This window comes from Reichenbachiella sp. (assembly GCF_965223055.1).
In the GTDB taxonomy this organism is placed as follows: Bacteria; Bacteroidota; Bacteroidia; order Cytophagales; family Cyclobacteriaceae; genus Reichenbachiella.
Genome location: NZ_CBDCVM010000010.1, coordinates 571,915 through 590,477 on the forward strand (window position 1 = coordinate 571,915; position 18,563 = coordinate 590,477).

At 38.3% G+C, this 18,563-nt stretch carries 17 protein-coding genes; 7 read left to right on the top strand and 10 right to left on the bottom strand.

What is annotated here, in order from left to right:
- Positions 1-18 precede the first annotated feature (18 nt).
- Both ACOQO5_RS10240 and ACOQO5_RS10245 read left to right on the top strand, forming a co-directional pair.
- Entirely contained in the window at positions 19-2,037 is a 2,019-nt protein-coding gene (locus ACOQO5_RS10240) for a tetratricopeptide repeat-containing sensor histidine kinase (protein ID WP_420581596.1), read from the top strand.
- A complete protein-coding gene (locus ACOQO5_RS10245) occupies positions 2,038-3,327 on the top strand; it encodes an APC family permease (protein ID WP_420581597.1) in 1,290 nt (429 codons plus the stop codon). It abuts the gene before it with no gap.
- Between the two features lie 128 nt (positions 3,328-3,455).
- Here ACOQO5_RS10245 and greB read toward each other — a convergent pair whose 3' ends face one another.
- Positions 3,456-3,920, bottom strand: a complete 465-nt coding sequence (gene greB, locus ACOQO5_RS10250; RefSeq protein ID WP_420581598.1) for a transcription elongation factor GreB — start codon at positions 3,918-3,920, stop codon at positions 3,456-3,458.
- Positions 3,921-4,254: 334 nt separating this feature from the next.
- Between greB and ACOQO5_RS10255 the strand changes: the two genes are divergently transcribed.
- From ACOQO5_RS10255 to ACOQO5_RS10275, 5 genes are all read left to right on the top strand, one after another.
- Complete coding sequence (locus tag ACOQO5_RS10255) at positions 4,255-5,310, top strand: helix-turn-helix domain-containing protein (RefSeq protein WP_420581599.1); 1,056 nt, start codon at positions 4,255-4,257, stop codon at positions 5,308-5,310.
- A gap of 93 nt (positions 5,311-5,403) precedes the next feature.
- Entirely contained in the window at positions 5,404-5,940 is a 537-nt protein-coding gene (locus tag ACOQO5_RS10260) for a hypothetical protein (RefSeq protein ID WP_420581600.1), read from the top strand.
- Positions 5,941-6,039: 99 nt separating this feature from the next.
- Positions 6,040-7,764 carry an IPT/TIG domain-containing protein gene (locus ACOQO5_RS10265; protein WP_420581601.1) on the top strand — a complete coding sequence of 575 codons (1,725 nt, stop codon included), beginning with the start codon at positions 6,040-6,042 and terminating at the stop codon, positions 7,762-7,764.
- Between the two features lie 226 nt (positions 7,765-7,990).
- Entirely contained in the window at positions 7,991-8,722 is a 732-nt protein-coding gene (locus tag ACOQO5_RS10270; RefSeq protein WP_420581602.1) for a hypothetical protein, read from the top strand.
- A gap of 36 nt (positions 8,723-8,758) precedes the next feature.
- A complete protein-coding gene (locus ACOQO5_RS10275) occupies positions 8,759-9,517 on the top strand; it encodes a hypothetical protein (RefSeq protein WP_420581603.1) in 759 nt (252 codons plus the stop codon).
- Positions 9,518-9,861: 344 nt separating this feature from the next.
- On the opposite strand, the gene ACOQO5_RS10280 is transcribed toward ACOQO5_RS10275, so the two are convergent.
- From ACOQO5_RS10280 to ACOQO5_RS10320, 9 genes are all read right to left on the bottom strand, one after another.
- On the bottom strand, positions 9,862-11,313 hold the full coding sequence (locus ACOQO5_RS10280) for a hypothetical protein (RefSeq protein ID WP_420581604.1): 1,452 nt from the start codon (positions 11,311-11,313) through the stop codon (positions 9,862-9,864).
- Between the two features lie 61 nt (positions 11,314-11,374).
- Positions 11,375-12,685, bottom strand: coding sequence for a DNA cytosine methyltransferase (locus ACOQO5_RS10285; protein WP_420581605.1), 1,311 nt, complete (start codon positions 12,683-12,685; stop codon positions 11,375-11,377).
- 6 nt (positions 12,686-12,691) lie between these two features.
- Positions 12,692-12,901, bottom strand: coding sequence for a helix-turn-helix transcriptional regulator (locus ACOQO5_RS10290; protein WP_420581606.1), 210 nt, complete (start codon positions 12,899-12,901; stop codon positions 12,692-12,694).
- Between the two features lie 774 nt (positions 12,902-13,675).
- Positions 13,676-14,092: a hypothetical protein gene (locus ACOQO5_RS10295; protein WP_420581607.1), complete on the bottom strand. Its 417-nt coding sequence runs from the start codon at positions 14,090-14,092 to the stop codon at positions 13,676-13,678.
- A gap of 213 nt (positions 14,093-14,305) precedes the next feature.
- On the bottom strand, positions 14,306-14,899 hold the full coding sequence (locus tag ACOQO5_RS10300) for a hypothetical protein (protein ID WP_420581608.1): 594 nt from the start codon (positions 14,897-14,899) through the stop codon (positions 14,306-14,308).
- Positions 14,896-15,789: an inositol monophosphatase family protein gene (locus ACOQO5_RS10305; protein WP_420581609.1), complete on the bottom strand. Its 894-nt coding sequence runs from the start codon at positions 15,787-15,789 to the stop codon at positions 14,896-14,898. The genes ACOQO5_RS10300 and ACOQO5_RS10305 overlap by 4 nt, the downstream gene beginning before the upstream one ends.
- A complete protein-coding gene (locus ACOQO5_RS10310) occupies positions 15,786-16,760 on the bottom strand; it encodes an oxidoreductase family protein (RefSeq protein WP_420581610.1) in 975 nt (324 codons plus the stop codon). Before ACOQO5_RS10310 ends, ACOQO5_RS10305 begins: the two co-directional genes overlap by 4 nt.
- 101 nt (positions 16,761-16,861) lie before the next feature.
- Positions 16,862-17,275 carry an OmpA family protein gene (locus ACOQO5_RS10315; RefSeq protein ID WP_420581611.1) on the bottom strand — a complete coding sequence of 138 codons (414 nt, stop codon included), beginning with the start codon at positions 17,273-17,275 and terminating at the stop codon, positions 16,862-16,864.
- Positions 17,276-17,341: 66 nt separating this feature from the next.
- A complete protein-coding gene (locus ACOQO5_RS10320) occupies positions 17,342-18,541 on the bottom strand; it encodes a tetratricopeptide repeat protein (protein ID WP_420581612.1) in 1,200 nt (399 codons plus the stop codon).
- Between the last annotated feature and the right edge of the window lie 22 nt (positions 18,542-18,563).

The following is an 18,563-nucleotide window of genomic DNA, read 5'->3' on the forward strand; positions in this document are numbered from 1 at the left end:
CATGTGTATTGATTCTATATGAAAGTATATTTACTTCTATTGGTTTGCCTATTTAGTGCCTTTCCGCTCTTCGCTCAAAATCCCAGAATTCTGGATTCACTCTTTGCTAAAACAGAATCCGGAAATCAGAGAGAACAAGTTGATGCATATGTCGATATTGCCAGAGAGTACAGACAAATAAATGCAGATTCTACCAATTGGTATGCGCAAATAGCTATCCAGAGAGCCGAATCACTCAACTACCCCGAAGGTAAAATCGACGCGTATTATGAAATTGGTTTTGCAGCCGATCGGACAGGGGACTATGCACGAGCAGTCCAGCTTTTTAATAATGTCATCACTCAGTCCGATTCCATCAATTATACCATCGGGTTGACCAAAGGATATAATGGCCTTGGCCTTGTTTATGAAATGCAGGGTGATTACGTCAAAGCACTACATTATCATTTGCTCAACCTGGAAATTCTCGAAAAATTAAATGATCGACGGGGGATGGCCATGGTATACAACAATATTGCGATTGTTTATAAAGATCAAAAAGAATATGATAAATCACTAGAAAGCCACTGGAAGTCACTAAAAATTAGTGAAGAGACCTTTGACAGTCTAGGTATGGCCATATCAAATTATAATATTGGACACACTAATCAGTTGAAGGGAAACAATGAGCAGGCGTTATTTCATTTTCTTAAAACAAAGGAGATCACTGAGCTTACCAATGACATTTACGGCATGGGTAAAGTATATCATAGTATTGGGGATATCTACTATTCAGACAAGCTGTATAAAAAAGCATTTGATTACTATTCTAAATCAAAGGCTTTTTATGAGGAATGCACAGCCAATACAGACCTTACGGACCCGCTTATCGGCCTTGGAAAAATCTATCTCCATGATAGCAATCACAACCAAGCCCAACAATACTTGTCTAAAGCATTATCCTTGGCTCAAAAGACTGGTCATATCGTAAATATTAGGAACAGCTCCGAACTGCTCTTTCAGTCATCAAAACAAATGGGTGATTATCAAAGAGCCCTTGATTATTATGTGCTTTTTAATACCATGAAAGACAGCACTTTAAATGATGAACAGATTAAAAGGCTAACACTTCTCGAAGCGGAGTACAATTTTAAGAAGGAAAGAGATTCAATAAACTATGCCAATGAGAAAGCTCGAATGACACTTGATCAACAAATAGAAAGGCAACAGAATACTCAAAATGTAAGCATTATTGGTATGGTGATACTTATTGGCGTTCTGATCATCTTGTATAGATATTACCAATTGAAGAAACATGCCCACCTTGAATTACAATTGTTGAATGCAAAAATCCAGGATCGGAATGCCTCCCTGAGCAATCTGAATGCTGAGAAAAATAATTTGATCGGCATTGTCGCACACGACCTCAAAAATCCACTGTCCAATATTGTAGGTGCTGCCGGCGTATTGAAGACATCTGAAAAGGATGAAGAAAAATTAAAGTTTCTAGATGTCATACACACTAGTGGACGCAAACTTATGAATATGATATCCGAGATTTTAAATGTGGAATCCATCGAACAACGGGTGGCTGACTTGGACCTATCTAATATAAACTTAACGGAAGTTGTCAATGATGTGATTGATCAGTTTGATGAGCAAGCGAAAGCGAAACAAGTGCAGCTTGTTCCTCACATTACTGAAAATGTACACATCAATGCCCATGCCATCTATGTACCTCAGGTCATAGAAAATTTGCTTTCCAATGCCATTAAATTTTCACCATCGGAAAAGAATGTTTTTATCAATTTGTCAATAAACCAGAGTCAAGCTTTGATGGAAGTAAGAGATGAAGGTCCTGGACTCGACAAAGAGGATAAGGCCCGGCTTTTTCAAAAGTATCAACGGCTTAGCGCTGAGCCTACAGCAGGAGAAGACTCCACCGGATTGGGTTTGTCAATTGTTAAGAAGTTTGTAGACGCCATGAAAGGAAAAATTTGGGTGGAGACTGAAGTGGGCAAGGGAGCAAGCTTTTTTGTAGCATTCGAGCTGGCCTAAATGATCACAAAAAAATTAGGCATTTTGACCGCTTCATCCTTAGTCATTTCTTCAATGATAGGAACAGGTGTATTCACCAGCTTAGGTTTTCAGGTGGTCGATATCAAATCCGGTTTTGCCATTCTTTTCTTATGGTTGATCGGTGGTATTGTTGCTTTTTGCGGGGCAGTATGTTATGCTGAGCTGGGTTCGGTTTACAAACGTTCAGGTGGAGAGTACAATTTACTTCGGGAGCTGTATCATCCAGCTTTAGGGTTTGTTGCAGGCTGGGTATCCATCACCGTTGGGTTCGCAGCGCCAGCGTCTTTAGCAGCTATTGCACTTGCCTCATATTTAAGCACTATCATTCCGGGTTTGCCTGAAAACCATATAGCAGCGGTTACTATACTTTTATTTGGCATCATACACGCTCAATCTCTGCAGCTAGGAAGTCGAATTCAGAATGTTACGACAGTGCTGAAAGTGGTGTTGATTTTGATCTTCATTCTAGTGGGTTTTGGTGTTTCGATCCCACAGGAGGTCATACTCACACCTTCATCCCAAAGTTGGACGGAGATCGCAAGTCCTCCTTTTGCTGTGGCCTTAATCTACGTGTCTTACGCGTATACTGGTTGGAATAGCTCCATATACATCATCGGAGAAATGAAAGAACCTAACCGAGACCTACCCAAATCCCTTTTTTTAGGCACGTTGATCGTCATGATACTTTACCTCATGCTCAATTACATCTTTCTATATACTGTTCCGATTTCCAAGTTGGCAGGGGAGTTAGAAGTTGGTTTTTTATCAGGTCAGGCCATTTTTGGGGAATTAGGAGGAGTGATCATAGCCATAGCAATCTCAATACTGTTGCTGTCCACAGTTAGCGCTTATGTTTTTCTTGGTCCACGAGTGAGTAAGGAACTAGGAGAAGACATGCGTGCTTTTAGACTATTGGCTAAAACCAATGCCAAAGGCATCCCGATCAACGCCTATATTTTTTCTACCATACTCAGTCTGGTGTTTATCTATACTTCGACCTTTGAGCAGGTATTGTTGTACACTTCATTCTTACTTATTTCTATAACCACCATCACCGTCACAGGTATCTTCGTACTCCGCCTTAAAGGCAAAATCCAATCTGACGGCTACAAAGCTTGGGGCTACCCATTCACTCCAGTGATTTTCATTTTGGTGAGTTTATGGACTTTGATTTTCGTTGCTGTTCAACAACCCTTCGAAAGCGGCGTGAGCGTTGGCATATTTCTCCTTGGTATTGTGCTGTACTTTGTGACTAAGAATAAGGTTTGATCTTCCAATTTATTGTTCTACGCCATGTTAATTCCGATAGTTATAGGGAGGAGAAGGGAAAAGTAAATGTGCATGATTTTAGTGTTAATTCCGATAGCTTGTTTTGGTAAACAAAGCTCTGTTAGATTCTATTTCTGATACTCTATTTCAAGAATCTCCCATATGAAATCACCCATTTGGGTTTTAACGATAGCTTCATCTCCAACTTTTTTATCAAGTAGTGCTTTGGCCATCGGGGAGTCCATAGAGATATAGTCTTTGTTGGTTTTCAGTTCTTCGTAACCCACAATACGAAAACGTCTTTGAAAACCTTTCGCTTCATTTTTAACCTCTATCCAAGCTCCAAAACTCACTTTCCCTTCTTGGCTGGGGTGGTATTCTATTACTTTGAAGTTATCGATGCACTGGCGCAAATAGCGCAAGCGGCTATCAATTTCTCGAAGACGCTTTTTGTTGTAATGGTAGTCCGCATTCTCAGAACGATCGCCCAGACTGGCCGCCCAGGATACCTTGTTGGTGACATCTGGTCGTTCTACACGCCACAGGTGATCATGCTCTTCCTTGAGCTTTTCAAACCCCTCGGACGTAATCATTTGCGAACGATTGAGTTTTGGCAGCGTTGATTCCGGGATTTTTCGCCTCATATCATTGGTCTTGTATTGAAAACTCTTGCAAGATAATATATTGATGGAAGGTTTGTTTGCATAGCACGGTCGATAGATTAAATATCCAACGTAATGTAATCTTTCAAAATGCGCTCTTTTCATAACCGCGGCATGCGAAAAAACAAAGACAATTATTCAATTGACTTGATCATAAAGGAGTGAATCGGGGAGTGCTAAAAAGTGTGGTGAATGTCCGGGTATTTGCCAATTAAAATCGATGATAATTTTATCTTTTTGCTCTACTGCCCGTAAGTTAGCACCTATGACCCTCCTAAGATATATATTACTGTTTCAAGGTTTCTTAGCTCTTTTTATTGCTGGTGGATTATTTTTCAAACATGACAGTATTAAAAACCGATCCATTGCCATTTTTATTCTTCTTATTGGAGGAGAGATCTTAGAGTTTTTGTATTCGACCAGTGAGCTTGTCTTTATTTATCCGCAGTTTTTTGGGTATTATCTATATCCTGCTGCATTTGCTTATGGTCCCGTTTATTTTATTCATGTCTTATCATTACAAAAAGATAAAAAGATAAGCTATCAGCACCTGTTACATTTTGTGCCAACAGTAGCAGTAATAATTTCTTTGATGGATTTCTATTGGCTGGATGGAAATCAAAGAATCGAATATTCAAAAATTCATTTTAATGACATACTGATGCCTTACAATTACGCCAAGGCACTTCATATTTTAGGCTATGGGATACTTAGTGGTGTTTATCTAAACCGGATTAGATTTCAATTGCCAAGTGCTGAAAAAATATATGTAATAGCCATATATTTAATCTACATTCTATCCGCCATGGTTATTTCCTGGCTGACATGGTTTGCAGACGGTTGGAGGCAATTCGCCTATTATTACTTAATCACCAATACTGTATTAATAGTTATTGCTTATGTATTGCACACCAATCCCAATTTTTTAAAGGAATTTGGCAAAAAGTATCTCGGTTCTGCATTGTCCAATAAGGATATGGATAGAGTAGTAAATAAATTGACTTCAGCTATGTCCATTCAAAAACTCTATCTAGACAGTAGTGTTTCTCTCAAGCGCTTATCCCAAGGGATCGAAGAGAGTCAGCACCACATATCCCAGACTCTATCTGAATCTGTTGGTAAGAATTTTAATGACTATATAAATGATTTTCGAGTAGAGCATGCCAAGAGGATTTTATCTAATCCGGAGTTGGACCATTTCAAAATCGAAGCCGTGGCCTTAGAATCTGGGTTCAACAACAAGGTCACTTTTCACAAGGCATTTGTAAAACGAACAGGCTTGACCCCAGCTGTTTTAAGAAATAATCGACAAATCGATTAAATCAAGTATCATATAATTATCCTTTACTTCTTATCACGATTTCTGGTAGCCGTCGATTGACTCGTCGCGTAACATTGTCAAAAAACAAAGACAATGAAAAGAACCGTACGCTTACTACTGATCATTTTGTCCGCTGGTCATCTCGTCTATGGACAATCTAAAAGCATAGATTCAATCGAACATACTACCAACCAAAATCACAACTTAAAGGGGACTTGGATTATTGAGGAAATACATTACATCTATTCAGATACCACCTACGAAGTACCCATGAATTATAAGGGAAGATTGATGATAAATTCAGATTCCTATTCGATTATGTACAACCCATATGGCTCGACTAGGGAAAGCCCTAAATCATTGAGTGACATGACAGATGAAGAAAAGCTCTATTCTTTCAAAACTATTGTATTCAATAGTGGGGTTTATAAGTTGACAAGCACTGACTTTATTACTACCAGCGAGGCGGCCAAAGTGGCTGGTTTTGAAGGTGGTATTCAATACTATCAAATTGGCAAAGAAGGTAATCGAATGACATTGACCATGTACGATGAAACCTATCCAGATGGAGGTAAACCCGAATGGTACGGCAAACTCAAGGTCAGGTTTATCCTTTCAAAGCATAGGTGATAAATGTTCTTTTGAAGTGATTGACTGTCTTGCAATATTAAAAATGGTTTCCATACCATCATTCCATTAGTGACTTTTAATAAAAATCTAATATTCATAATGAACACAATATCAAACCTATTATTCATCATTTTTTCCTTTTCTGTTTGTCTTATGGCGTGTAGTGAGGGTGACACACCACTTTTGATTCCATCCATAGAAGGGTTTACACCTGTATCAGGTTCGGCTGGGACGGAAGTAACGATTTCAGGAGAAAACCTAACCAGCCTCCCAGAGGATGTGAACATTTCTTTTGATGGTGTAGAAGCCCAAATTTCTTCCGTCAATGAGACTGAAATTACAGTAATAGTTCCGGATAATGCTGACAGTGGAAACTTGACTATATCCTACGGTGGGACCAGTCAGGTATTAGGGGAATTCACGTATTTACTGTCGTCAATTGTATTGAACAAATCAGAGGTGTCTCTCAAAGTTATGGACCGTGATACTTTGAAGGTAATAACTGCACTCAACGGCAGAGAGGTATCATGGTCTAGTGCAGACGACAACATAGTCTCAGTGGATGAGGAAGGCCATCTTCTTGCGCTCACAACAGGTACGGTAGAAATTATGGCCACAGTGGATGGTGCTGTTGGTGTATGTGTTGTTGATGTCAGCATCGAAGAGGTAGCTTTAAACCATGTGACCATTAACCTTGAGGTAGGGGATCAACATATGCTCGAAGTAACCACAGAAATAGGTGATGAATCTGTCTCTTGGGAAAGTTCTAATCCAGAAACAGTATCCATCAATGAGTCTGGAAACCTCAAAGCACTGGCCAGTGGCAGCTCCACGATTTCTGCAAAAGTAGATGGCGTATCAGCAACTTGTGAAGTCACGGTAGACCTGACCATATTCGCTGTAGGTATAGAAGAGAATTCTAGTGGTAATGAAATCGCAAAACTCTGGAAAAATGGTATAAGTAGCAATTTTGAGTCTTCAGCAAATTTGGATTCATATTCCGGTGGAATAGCGGTATCAGATGATGGCGAGGTTAAGGCAGCTTATGCATCTTATGATGCAAATAGTGATTCATTTAAGGCAAAGATATGGGTCGATGGTGTATCTACCAGTCTGACTAATAGCATCTATGCCTATCCAGCAAGCACTGTAATCCACGGAAGTGATACTTATGTTTTGTATACTGATGAAGAAACAACAACAAATACCGTACTTTGGAAAAATGGCAATCAAACAGAGATTACTTCGGATGGTTATGCCTCTGCTATACATGTGGATGATAATGGGACCTATGTGGTATATGAGGAGCAAAATGTGGATACACGAGTAGCTGAGGTTTTATTGTGGAAAAATGGGGTGAAGAGCAATGTAACTGCTGGCAGTAGTACCTCAAGAGCAAATGCCATTGATGTAGATGGAACGGACATATTTATTGCCGGAAGTCAATATACTGGAACGCATACAGCCGCAGTTTATTGGAAAAATAGTACGGCTGTCTTTCCAACAACTAGTTCGCCAAACGCATCTATGGCAAATGATATTACTGTGCACAATGGAGATATTTATGTGGTTGGAAATGAAAAGGTTAGTGGAACTTTTGTAGCCAAAATATGGAAAAATGGTGCGCCAACAGACCTGACGGATGGCACCTATAGTGCCAATGCCAAGGCAATTTTTATTCACAAGGAAGATATCTATGTTGTCGGCTATGAAGAAAGTGGAAATGATTTTACTAGAGTAGCCATGCTATGGGTAAATGGCGTGGCTCAAAGCTTAAGTGATGGATCGTTTAATGCCTCTCTAACAGATATTTATGTGAAATAGCTGATAAATGCAAATATGTAGTTTTTGCTGTTTTGCGTGATCAATAATTAGAAAATCAATGAATGAACTATTCAAACTTATTGAACAGGCCATACAGCACTTACATCAAATGTAAAGTGACCATGCTGACTTAGAAATCAGCGGCCTCATTAATTAATTCAATTGATAAATACCAAAATTCAGGTATTGAATGGCCTCAATGGATCACTTAATTTAGATCTTAAAAATGTCTGTTCTAAATCTATTCTTCATTGAAATAAGAAAATTTGTATCCAGCAATGGATGGTTAATCGCTGTTTATTTTGGACTTGTTTTTCTGATTCATTCACTAGATGAAGGTGATTTTAGTAGAGTATTATGTATTTCTTCCTTACATTTTATATCTGACATATTTATCATGATGATGTTCTCGGCATATGCCAGAGGCGAGTATAGAATTGGGACATGGTTTCAAATTCTTTCATTTTTACTATTTCTCTTTCTTAAGCTCAATACAGGATTGGTTGAAAACGAATGGCATTACTTAGCTGCTGATCCAATTTATTTTTTAGCAGCATTAAAGAATTATCTGCTTGATGTAAAGAGAGTTAATCTGAAGTGGGTTAATCCTATCACTACAGGAATTTTAGGCATTCTGATTGTTGTTTTGTTTTATTATTACAACAGTAGTTCAACTGACATTTGGCAATCATCTGGAGAACGAATTCTATCATTTGGAATTTTCTTATTTGCAATGGCTTTGACAATTACAAGAGATGAGATGTTGCGATCCTATGTTTCAATTATTGCTCTAACCTCAATGGTTCTTGGATCGGCTCTAGAGTTGTACAATTCAATAATAGATAAGATTAACCCAGTTAGTGGCTTAGAACTCTCTTATGTTGTGCTTCCACTTACCGTACTTATCTATTATGTAAAAAATCTAAATCTGAGAGAATTGTTTCTAAAATCTAATTAGTGAAAATATGATTTCAGTATTCCTAACCAAACAATTATGACACATAAGGCGAACAGATTGAATCTATTGACATCAATATCTACTAGGACGCAATTACTAGCTCTAATAGCAATCATTGGAGAGGGATTATTTATTTATGCCTTCAAATCTGTTCAGCAAGATGAAAAGTTTGGAGTGGCCGCTATGGCGCTTGTTTTCCTAATCACAATTTTCACATCCATTGTCTACCTTGAACTTAATTCAAGTAAAGGTTTTGGCGCAACTCCTGAAACTGATAAAAAGGCATCAAAATTTTTAAATAATTTAGTTCTTGCTGCCTTAGAGACTGTATGTAGAGCTGTAAGCCTTCCTGCAGATCCGGGTGCAATCGGTATAAGAGTTTTCATTTTCAAAAAAGAAGACGATGAATTAGTTTGTAAATACAGTTGGTCTCAAAATCCAGTTGAGGAAGTAGTAAATAAACTAAAGTTTAAGATTAGTCAAAATAGCTCTAGAGAGGTTGCAGTTGTTAAATCTGCTTTGAATAGGAAAATTGAAGAAAGTGAAATTAAACCAATTTCAGAAAACCTAAAATTAAATGGTGAAGTTGTAGGAGATATAGACAATCAATTGACCTATGTTGTAGCTGCTCCAATTTACTCTAGTGATAATAAAATCTGGGGAATTGTCGATTTTGATACTTCGTCAGAAGTAGGAATGGAAACGCTACAGAAGGATTCCAGTAAAGCTACTATGTTCAAATTAGCTAGTCTACTTTCTACTATGTTTGACATAGAAATGAATCAATCTGATTAAAACAAAAAGGATCAACTCTAATTTTTGACAAACTATTCTGACAGTTTACTTTAATATTTAGATAACCGTTACAATACATATCTGATTTTATGTTAACCATCCGCTGCGCGTCTGGCTGCATATCTCTAGTTGTGTTATATAATGTACTGCGTTATGTTAATATAGCTTTGGTACAGGGTTGGGATTAATAGTTTAGGGTTGGCCCCTAACATCAATTAAAAACGTACTCATCATTTCTTGGCAGAAACGAGCACTCTTTTGCCACTCGTCACGAGCGAGGAATTACTATACCGCAGCGAGGAACGCTGGACAGGAGGGAAGGAGAGTGGCAAATGTGTGCGGTATTAGAGGTTAATCACATATCTCAATGAAGACAAAATCTCTAACTCTGACATAAGATTTACACTTTTTGAAAAATAATCTTTCAACGAACCCCCATTTTGATCTATCAATTTTGGAATATCAGAAAACTTAATTCCTTGAAAAGTTTCTTGACCAGGGACTATCACTACTCCACCTGTCACTTCAGCTTTACTTAAAGGATTACTATTGTTTACTAACAGATCATAAAGCATGTATGATGAAGTTGTAGTTAAGAAATCAGTTGAAATATCACATTGATCTTCATTAATGGAAATAATGCCCAATCGGATTGCCTTGGCAATTACTCTATCAATTTCATCAGTACTATAACCTTCATCGGCCAAAATATCTTTAGAGGATGAAATGCTATTTTCGGAACGAACTACTGCATGTGTAAGTTCTAATGGGGTAAGGAATCCGATCTTTTGAAAAGCTCTTCGAAGTTTCATTGGAACAGTTCTAAGCTGGAAGAAATCCGAAGTGTCTGACATTGATAATAGGGTTTTCAGGTCACCATTAAGAGAAGAGAAGTAACCAGCACCGTCTAAGAACTCAATAAAAACAGGGTCTTTAAACTTGGTTTTGGTATAATCTCTTGATGTTCGAGTTTGATCTACATTTTTGTGACTGACACTACCGCTATCACCAGCATAAAACTGGCACTGTATGAATATTCTGTTGTCCCAACTTTCTACTTTATAAGGTAATACAAAGTCATAGGCACGTGTCTTTACTTTTTTACCAGTTCCTTCTTTTCCAATTACTACATCGGTTGTATTAAAATCAATACCAGCTTCAAGACCCCAAGAAGTCAAAATATCTCTTAAGATATTCTCTGGATCATGTCCACCGCTAGCACTTACTGAACCCCTAATTTTAAAAACAACCAGAGGCATTAGAAACTCTTTGTGAAGTTTCATTTCTTTCATCGAAAGATATGATCTACCAATTGACCAGAAAGAATTTAAGAACTCAGGTTCATCGAGGATGAACATTATGTATTCTTCCAAAAATCTCTTTTGTTCATCTTTGAAAGGAATCAAATCTGTGACAACCTTTGCAACCCTCGTACTTTTTATCTCACGTGGAATTGGGACTTTTGAAAGAGAAGACTGTCCTGCTTTCTTTTTGACAGCAGGAATTGTGCTTTCTTTAATCTGGTCTCTTAGGAAGATCGGAAATTGACATTTACAATTGTTATCAGATTTACCCGTAACCAAAAACAATAATGAAGCCGATGATATAACTTCCTGTTCATAAATGCTTTTATCTGTAACAGAACTTAATTTGTCTAAAATGGCCTCTGCAATTATTTCTGGAGTAAGCTGAATAGCTTGATCGTATCCATTTGTTCTTTCACCTACGGCATCCAACCACATCATTATATCTGCTAATTCTGATGAGTATTTTTCCGTATCCTTTATCTCGGTCAATTTCGGAGTTATCCATAGGTCAAACTCATTGAATCGAGTTTCAATCGAAGAATCTAAAACATTAAGCAACATGTTGGTTCTCAGCTGGGGTTAGGAGTTGAACAAGTGATGAGGCAATACTTCTCGAAAGACCTACTGGAACTGCGTTCCCAATAAGACGATATGCGTCCTTAATTGGTATTCCTGAAGAGAGAAATTCGAAATTATCAGGAAAGCTTTGAAGTCTTGCACACTCTCGAACGCTAAAAGGTCTATTTTCTAGAGGATGTATAAAGTATCTTGGGTTATCAAATACAGTAATTACTGTGGGGCTCGGTTCATTCCATAAAGGACGCTTGTAAAGTCCAGAACAAAACATTGCACCCTTCAAATCATACTTTCCATCTCTGATTTTCAAATAGTCACGATCAACAAGGCTTTCAAATTCGGATTTGATGAAATTCATTTCAGATAGCTCGTTAACTACTGAAATTGAAAGTGGGTTTCCGTTTGGAATATTACCGTATTTCTTTTTTCGTCTATTCTTACCAATCGTCTCAAGAAGAATAATTTCTCTTTCAGTAACTTCTCCAAAAACTTCTGGAATTTGCCATGTATAAACGGATGTATCAGAAAACCTTACGTTGCAGAGCTTTTGACCTGGTCCAATATGCTCGATAATACTATTTTGTCTTTCAGGGCTTTCCGACCATAGGTGATCAATAACATCATCATTTTCTAATAAATCTCCTATTGCATCTGAAATTGTTCGTGCTTCTGGTAATTCTTGTAATCTGAATAAATCTGTCTCGTCCTCAAGCTTAAACTCTCCGTTTCTGGAACCACCTTTATGAGTGGGAGAGGGCCATTCAAAGTTTTCATAGTCCCGTAAATTGTTAAAACCCACAAAGAGAATTCTTCTTCTAAATTGTGGTACACCATAGTTTACGGCATTTAATATTTTATACTTTACATGATAGCCAAGTGCTTCAAAATCTGAAAAGATGGTATTCAAAAACTCTCCATTATAGTTTTGAGCCATACCATCAACATTCTCCGCAACAAAAAACCTTGGTTGCAGTTCTTCAATTGCCTTGACCATTCCCAGATAGAGTTTATTCCTTATATCATCTTTCTTTTTAGGGCCCGATTTTGAAAATCCTTGACAAGGAAATCCACCAAGTACCAAGTCAATATCATTGAGTCGTTCCAGATCGTTTATAAATTCTGGTGACTCAACACTTCTAACAACAGCTACGTTTCCTTCAAAATTTTGATTAAAGCATTTGACCGCTGATTCGTCATTATCACATGCATAAACTACATCAAAATCGTTTTCATGAAACCCGTAATCAAGACCACCACATCCAGAATATAAACTGACTGCTCTCATATTTTTCTATGCATGAATTTTAGTTGGGACAAGTAATTCTCTGACATCAACTTCTAGAATCTCTGCTATTTTTCTAAGATCCTTTAAGTGTGGTTGTGATTTGTTGTTGCAAATCGAAGCAATTGTATTTGGATTTTTTCCAAGTTGATTTGCAAGCTCTTTCTGAGACATATCCTTTGTCACAAGAATTTCTTTTATTCGATTCATCTTTTCCATCAGGAGAAGTTTAAAGTAATATGCGAATTAACATTAATTATATAGGTTAAACAAGTATTAATATAGATCTAATTAATTATGTTAAATAACTATTTTGTGCGGTGGTATGCCAAAATACCCGGGCGTGGGTTAGCCATGTGGGTGGATAGGTGATTATTTTGGCTAGATTTTTTGTTTACTTTTTTATCAATGAAAAAAGTAAAAGCCCAGCGGCTTGAGCGATAATGCGAACACAGGTAACAGAAAGATGACATGTGAGCTATGCTACCAAAGGCTTGTGCTGTGAGCCAAACAAAGCGTTGGCCTGCAAGTGTATCACAGGCAAAATCCTAATCGCTGAGAATCGCGGATTTGAAAACCAATCGACCAATTACCCAAATAACGAAATATTGAACGACAAGCTTTGCCTGAGATTCTCTTGCATTTGGGTTGGTCATCAGGCCAGAGCCTGAAAGCGGGTGGGAAACTATTAATAGCCGTTTGGTCAGGGAACGGCCGAGCGATGGAATGTGCGCTGGCCGAGCGGCTATTTAATATAACGTCTAATTATATAACAACATCATTAGAAGCACTGCACCAAAAAAATCATCAATCAGAAACGTACACGTGATCGTCCAGCTCTGCTGGTTAACATAATATCATTATATAATCTAAGCTGACAGATAATTGCCAAACAGCGCAGCAGTAATAAATAACAGCATTGTTATATAATTTATATTATGTTAAATATGATTCAATCAAATTTATCCCCTATGATTAATTTGAGTCATATTCTTATTTCACGCTCAGTTGGATGAGCAATACTTCCTGCTCAAATGTGTTGGAAAGCTCGATAGATTCGGCAATTGATAACACACTATCTTGAGTTAACTTCTGAGTGTCTCCTGTAGCGATTGATTTAGACGACAGTGAACCATTCACCACACGAATCCATGTCGTATGTGAGGCATCAAAATCTACTGTTAAATTTTGATGAGGTAAAATCTGATGCACGTATACCAGGCAGTGATCGTGTTCCAGTACTAATTTGGTGTCATTCTCTCCAGCGGATTCTTGCCAGCTATCTAGTACGTCCTCATAGGCTAATGCTGTAGACGTTATCACTTCATCATACTCATATACACCAATACCACATAAGTTAAGCGCATCTAAAAATTGATCATAATTATGAATAAGAAGTTTCTCTGCCATTGTCATTGTTGTTTGGGTGGAAATAAAGTTGTCAATTTATCACGCACAGTATTGGGAAAACATGATGTATATGAAGTTCTCTATTGATATTAATCATGGAATGGCAAGTAGTAGATGCCACCTCCCCTGTAATTAGCAAAAACCTCTCATTCTATTTAACATAATAAGGCACTCCTATATAAGATCAGCGGCTTTTATTATATCCTTCAAGACTTAAAGTAATACCCTGGGACCACCTTGGAGTAAATCCTGAAATTCTGACGGCCCTACCAGCTCGTCTTTGAGTTTGTTGAAACCGTCAATGGTTTCTGCTGACAATAATCCCACCACAGCATCTAGCGCTTCGCCGCTGATCATGTATGGGCATTCACCCATCACCAATTGATCTCCGATGCACTGTGCATAGATCTGACACTCACCAATCGTTTTGATATGCTTGTCCGTGGCTACACAATACTCCAGCCACAGATTCAAATCATCAAACAATTCATTGACTACTAGATACTGCCTACGACTCAAGTCGATTTGTTCCTGGAAATATTTATTGATATTGGCCATAGATGACGCAGAGATCTTGCTTTTGTGCTGCTGCATACAATCTACACACATCGCGTATTCAAAGATCGTTGCATATACCTCGTAGCCCAGCTGCGGTTTGATCGCTTTCTCTATGAAATATGGAATTTCCTGATCGAGCAAATTTTGTTCACAAGAAATGCAATGATCCATCATTGATCCGGTCAAATCATCAAAAAAGAGCTTAGGTATCGGTCTGTGATTGTGTGGTTCTTCTGAAGGTGTTGTCATATACTACACTGCTTATCAATTTTGTTCTTGCCCAGCTGAATGAGTGCTTGATGTACTGTTCGATGCGTGGTATAGATCACTCCATGCGCATGCATATACACGTCCTTTTGATTCAGAGGAATCAAATGACCGCTGGCAGTACTCACTGGCAAATCTAACTCATCATAGATCAATCTGGTAGCTGCATAGTCCCAAATACAGCCACCACCACGGTTTACTTTAGGCCATTTAACATAACATCCTGATCCACTTTCCAATAACGTCATAGCATTCATCACCGCACCATATCCGGTATGGATTTGATAGTCGTGATAACCTAGCGTACTACAAATGTCTTCTAAACCGTTAACTGTAGCTTCATAGGCATCTGATTTCAAAAAGCTTCTATCCAACTGTACGATTAATTTTTCTGTATTGGCTTGAAATTGATAAGGTACATTATTTTTTTGTACTCCACTCCCATGGATAGCCACCCAATGATCCTGATGATAAGGATCTGCTACCGCAGCGATGATCGGTGTTCCATCTTGGTCAATTAATGCTATAGAAACTGCATAGCCAGCTTTTTGTTCCGTGAAAGGCAGCGTACCATCGAGAGGATCAATACACCAGAAATAATCTTTGATGAATCTGGAGCCATCATCAGGCAATTCTTCTGTGAGCAGCCCTAGATCGTAGGCTGATAAGCTCGCAGACAAATGATCAATTATTAACCTTTGACTTTCGATATCCACAGCAGTCACTACTTGAGTTGCCAAATTTTCTACACCAGATTTCAGTTGAATAGTATGCGATTCTCTAGCTTTCGTCTGTATGTACTCGCTTGCCATCAAGGCCGCTTCCTGGGCCAATTGTGCCAGTGCTTGGATATCGTCAGTATTCAGCTTCAAGACAATTGCTTTAATACTTTGTTTTTAATGTTTTCGCTATAGCTATGCATTTTCCAATGGCCTGGATTCCAGCCGTCTAAAAAGCGATAAAAATCAGCCCAGGCATAGTTATATAAGTGACTCCACTCCTGCTGAATCTGCTCAAAATCAACTGGTTGGCTGTACTTACTCAATGCTTTTTTAAGGGCATCAAAGTAAAAACATAATAATCCTGATTCACAATGAGTTAAGTCTTCTTCATGCAAGCAACTACTTAAGAGATAAGCTACGTCCTTCATGCCACAACTATGCCCAACATATTGAAAGTCTACACCTGCCACACGCATATTATCTTCAGAGAAACAAAAGTTGGCCAATTTAGCATCGCCGTGCACCAGGGTTTGATACTTGGCTAGGTTGAGCGTCTCGTCGATTTGCCTAGCTGCTGCTTTCAATTCCAAATCTTGCATGGCATTGAATTCATCCAGTCTGGTATCCAAATGCCAGTAGGTACCTATCGACCATAGTTCGTCAGATCTCACATTCATATACTTAGCGTGAAAGTGTGCCAGCCATTTAAGACATACTTTGACGTCTTTTAGCTCAACATCTGATTTTCTGAGTGGAAAACCCGAAGCATTCAGGTCTTCCATGATCATCAGTATATCATCTGCCTGATTTTGCAAAAGATACGTTTTTGGTAAGCGACAGTGATCATCACATTGTTTGGCCAGATCCTGATACCAGCTCATTTCTACCTGATAGGATTTGAGTTTTCTTTCATGGGATAGATTAGTATTCCAGCCTCGTGGATGATTGGTTTCATTGGGTGGTTGTACATGCTTTACAATCACGGAGGGGCAACTCCCTCCTGCCAGTTCGCACCTCAGAATTTGGCCATAGCCGCTCCAGAGTTGTTGGATTTCTGTGGTACGGATAATGGCATTGGCTTTCGTAGCCCGAAGGATTAATTCAGCTAGTTGTTCTTTCATGAATAGATGCAATTTTAGTGGATTTCTATTCCGTACAAAAGCTGTTAAACTTCTTAGTTCATAAGAATTTCAACTTATTCTATCAATAAGTAGCTCCGGGATCAAAGCGCAATAGGCCAAAAAATGATATCTACACGTCTATTCATTTGCCTGCCTTGTGGGGTGTCATTGTTATACACTGGATTGAACTGACCAAAATCCTTTTGTTCAATAGATTCTACACGAATACCATTATTATCTATCAATTCATGAATCGTAGTAGCGCTTCTCATCTCTGAAAGCCACTGGTTGTAAGCTGCGCCTCCAATATTATCTGTATGGCTGTGAATCGTAATATTAAAATGATTGAGATCTGGGATAGAATCAAGAAACTGCCGGAGTTCTAATAGTTGATAAGGTGTGATATAGTATTGCCCGCCAGGAAAGTAAATGCTTTTCCTTATATGCTCTGTTTGAGCAAATCCCTGATAGGACAAAGCAGTCAACATCAGGACATAAAAAAACCGGGCAACCATTTCCAAACATACGAAATATGCTTGTTCTGGTTACCCGGCTTTGAAGTCAAAGACTTCGTTTGTCTTTTATTGACCTGCTTCTAGCGCATCTACACGATCCAAGATGGCTTCCGCTTTATCCATCATTTTCAATTGTGTGTACATCTGCTGTAGTGCTTTCAATCCTGAAATATCATCTGGTTGAATAGTCGTTGCTTTTTCCATATATGGCAATCCTTCTCTCAAGATTTTGTCAGCCTTTTCAATTTTAGCTGGTCCATATTTATCATAATCTCTCAAATTCATGTCACGCACTTCGTCGTAGTATTCCTTCGCCAGGTTTACATAAATAACACCAGTGTTGAAATTTGCTACGTAGTTATCAGCGTCTACTTCAATCGCATTGATATATGCATCTTTCGCTTTGTTGTAGTTTTCTCTTGCTACTTCTTTCTCACCAGCTTCTAATTTTGCACTACCCAGGTTGTCATACAACACACCTAGGTTCAAGTGAAGATTTACATTGGTAGGATCCTCTTTGATTGCAGCTTCTAGTTTAGTTTTAGCTTCATCTACTTTATCCATAGTCAAAAGTAAACTGATTTCTTCCTGACCGAATTTAGATTCTGCAGGATACAATTCTTTAGCTTTTCTGACTAATTCTAACGCTTTATTGTCATCCTTTTTGTGTGTTCTTTCTAAATAGATCAACGTAGACAACACATCGCCATTGGCCACATTAGCATCAACCATTTGATAATAATAATCTAAAGTCTTGTCATTGTCGCCTGACTGCTGAGCAGCAACACCAGCGTACAATAAAGTCACTGAATCAGTAGGCTTTACTTTTAGTGCCTTTTCAAAATTTGCCAGTGCCTCGTCAAATTTCTCTTCTCCATATACGGTACCACCAATATTGATATAGTTACCCCACATCGCATCTAGGTTTGTATTTGAGATCAGATTGTTTGGACTTGTTTCCTTGTCCATAGCGATCACTTTGTTGTAAGCTTCTACTGATTTGTCCAAAGCGTCTGGATCTAAAGCGGATACCGCTTCGTCTGTACTTGTAGCAATGGCTTGATAGATTTTACCTCTTACAAACCAAGTTTTTGATTTCAAAGCATTCTTTTCAATAGTAATAGCCACATCTATCTCAGCTTTCGCTTTAGCATACTCGTTTTTAGTCAAATATGCATCGGCCTTAGTTACTGACCCTTTCTGTGCGAAAGATGCTACACTCAATAATAAAGCGAATGTGAGCACGAACAGTTTACTTGTATTCATAGTTCTAATGTTTATCTAGGGC

Excerpts from the sequence above, each read along its gene's own strand:
- ACOQO5_RS10240 (WP_420581596.1), top strand. The coding sequence starts at position 19 with ATGAAAGTATATTTACTTCTATTGGTTTGCCTATTTAGTGCCTTTCCG.
- ACOQO5_RS10245 (WP_420581597.1), top strand. The coding sequence starts at position 2,038 with ATGATCACAAAAAAATTAGGCATTTTGACCGCTTCATCCTTAGTCATT.
- greB (WP_420581598.1), bottom strand. The coding sequence starts at position 3,920 with ATGATTACGTCCGAGGGGTTTGAAAAGCTCAAGGAAGAGCATGATCAC.
- ACOQO5_RS10255 (WP_420581599.1), top strand. The coding sequence starts at position 4,255 with ATGACCCTCCTAAGATATATATTACTGTTTCAAGGTTTCTTAGCTCTT.
- ACOQO5_RS10260 (WP_420581600.1), top strand. The coding sequence starts at position 5,404 with ATGAAAAGAACCGTACGCTTACTACTGATCATTTTGTCCGCTGGTCAT.
- ACOQO5_RS10265 (WP_420581601.1), top strand. The coding sequence starts at position 6,040 with ATGAACACAATATCAAACCTATTATTCATCATTTTTTCCTTTTCTGTT.
- ACOQO5_RS10270 (WP_420581602.1), top strand. The coding sequence starts at position 7,991 with ATGTCTGTTCTAAATCTATTCTTCATTGAAATAAGAAAATTTGTATCC.
- ACOQO5_RS10275 (WP_420581603.1), top strand. The coding sequence starts at position 8,759 with ATGACACATAAGGCGAACAGATTGAATCTATTGACATCAATATCTACT.
- ACOQO5_RS10285 (WP_420581605.1), bottom strand. The coding sequence starts at position 12,685 with ATGAGAGCAGTCAGTTTATATTCTGGATGTGGTGGTCTTGATTACGGG.
- ACOQO5_RS10290 (WP_420581606.1), bottom strand. The coding sequence starts at position 12,901 with ATGGAAAAGATGAATCGAATAAAAGAAATTCTTGTGACAAAGGATATG.
- ACOQO5_RS10295 (WP_420581607.1), bottom strand. The coding sequence starts at position 14,092 with ATGGCAGAGAAACTTCTTATTCATAATTATGATCAATTTTTAGATGCG.
- ACOQO5_RS10300 (WP_420581608.1), bottom strand. The coding sequence starts at position 14,899 with ATGACAACACCTTCAGAAGAACCACACAATCACAGACCGATACCTAAG.
- ACOQO5_RS10310 (WP_420581610.1), bottom strand. The coding sequence starts at position 16,760 with ATGAAAGAACAACTAGCTGAATTAATCCTTCGGGCTACGAAAGCCAAT.
- ACOQO5_RS10315 (WP_420581611.1), bottom strand. The coding sequence starts at position 17,275 with ATGGTTGCCCGGTTTTTTTATGTCCTGATGTTGACTGCTTTGTCCTAT.
- ACOQO5_RS10320 (WP_420581612.1), bottom strand. The coding sequence starts at position 18,541 with ATGAATACAAGTAAACTGTTCGTGCTCACATTCGCTTTATTATTGAGT.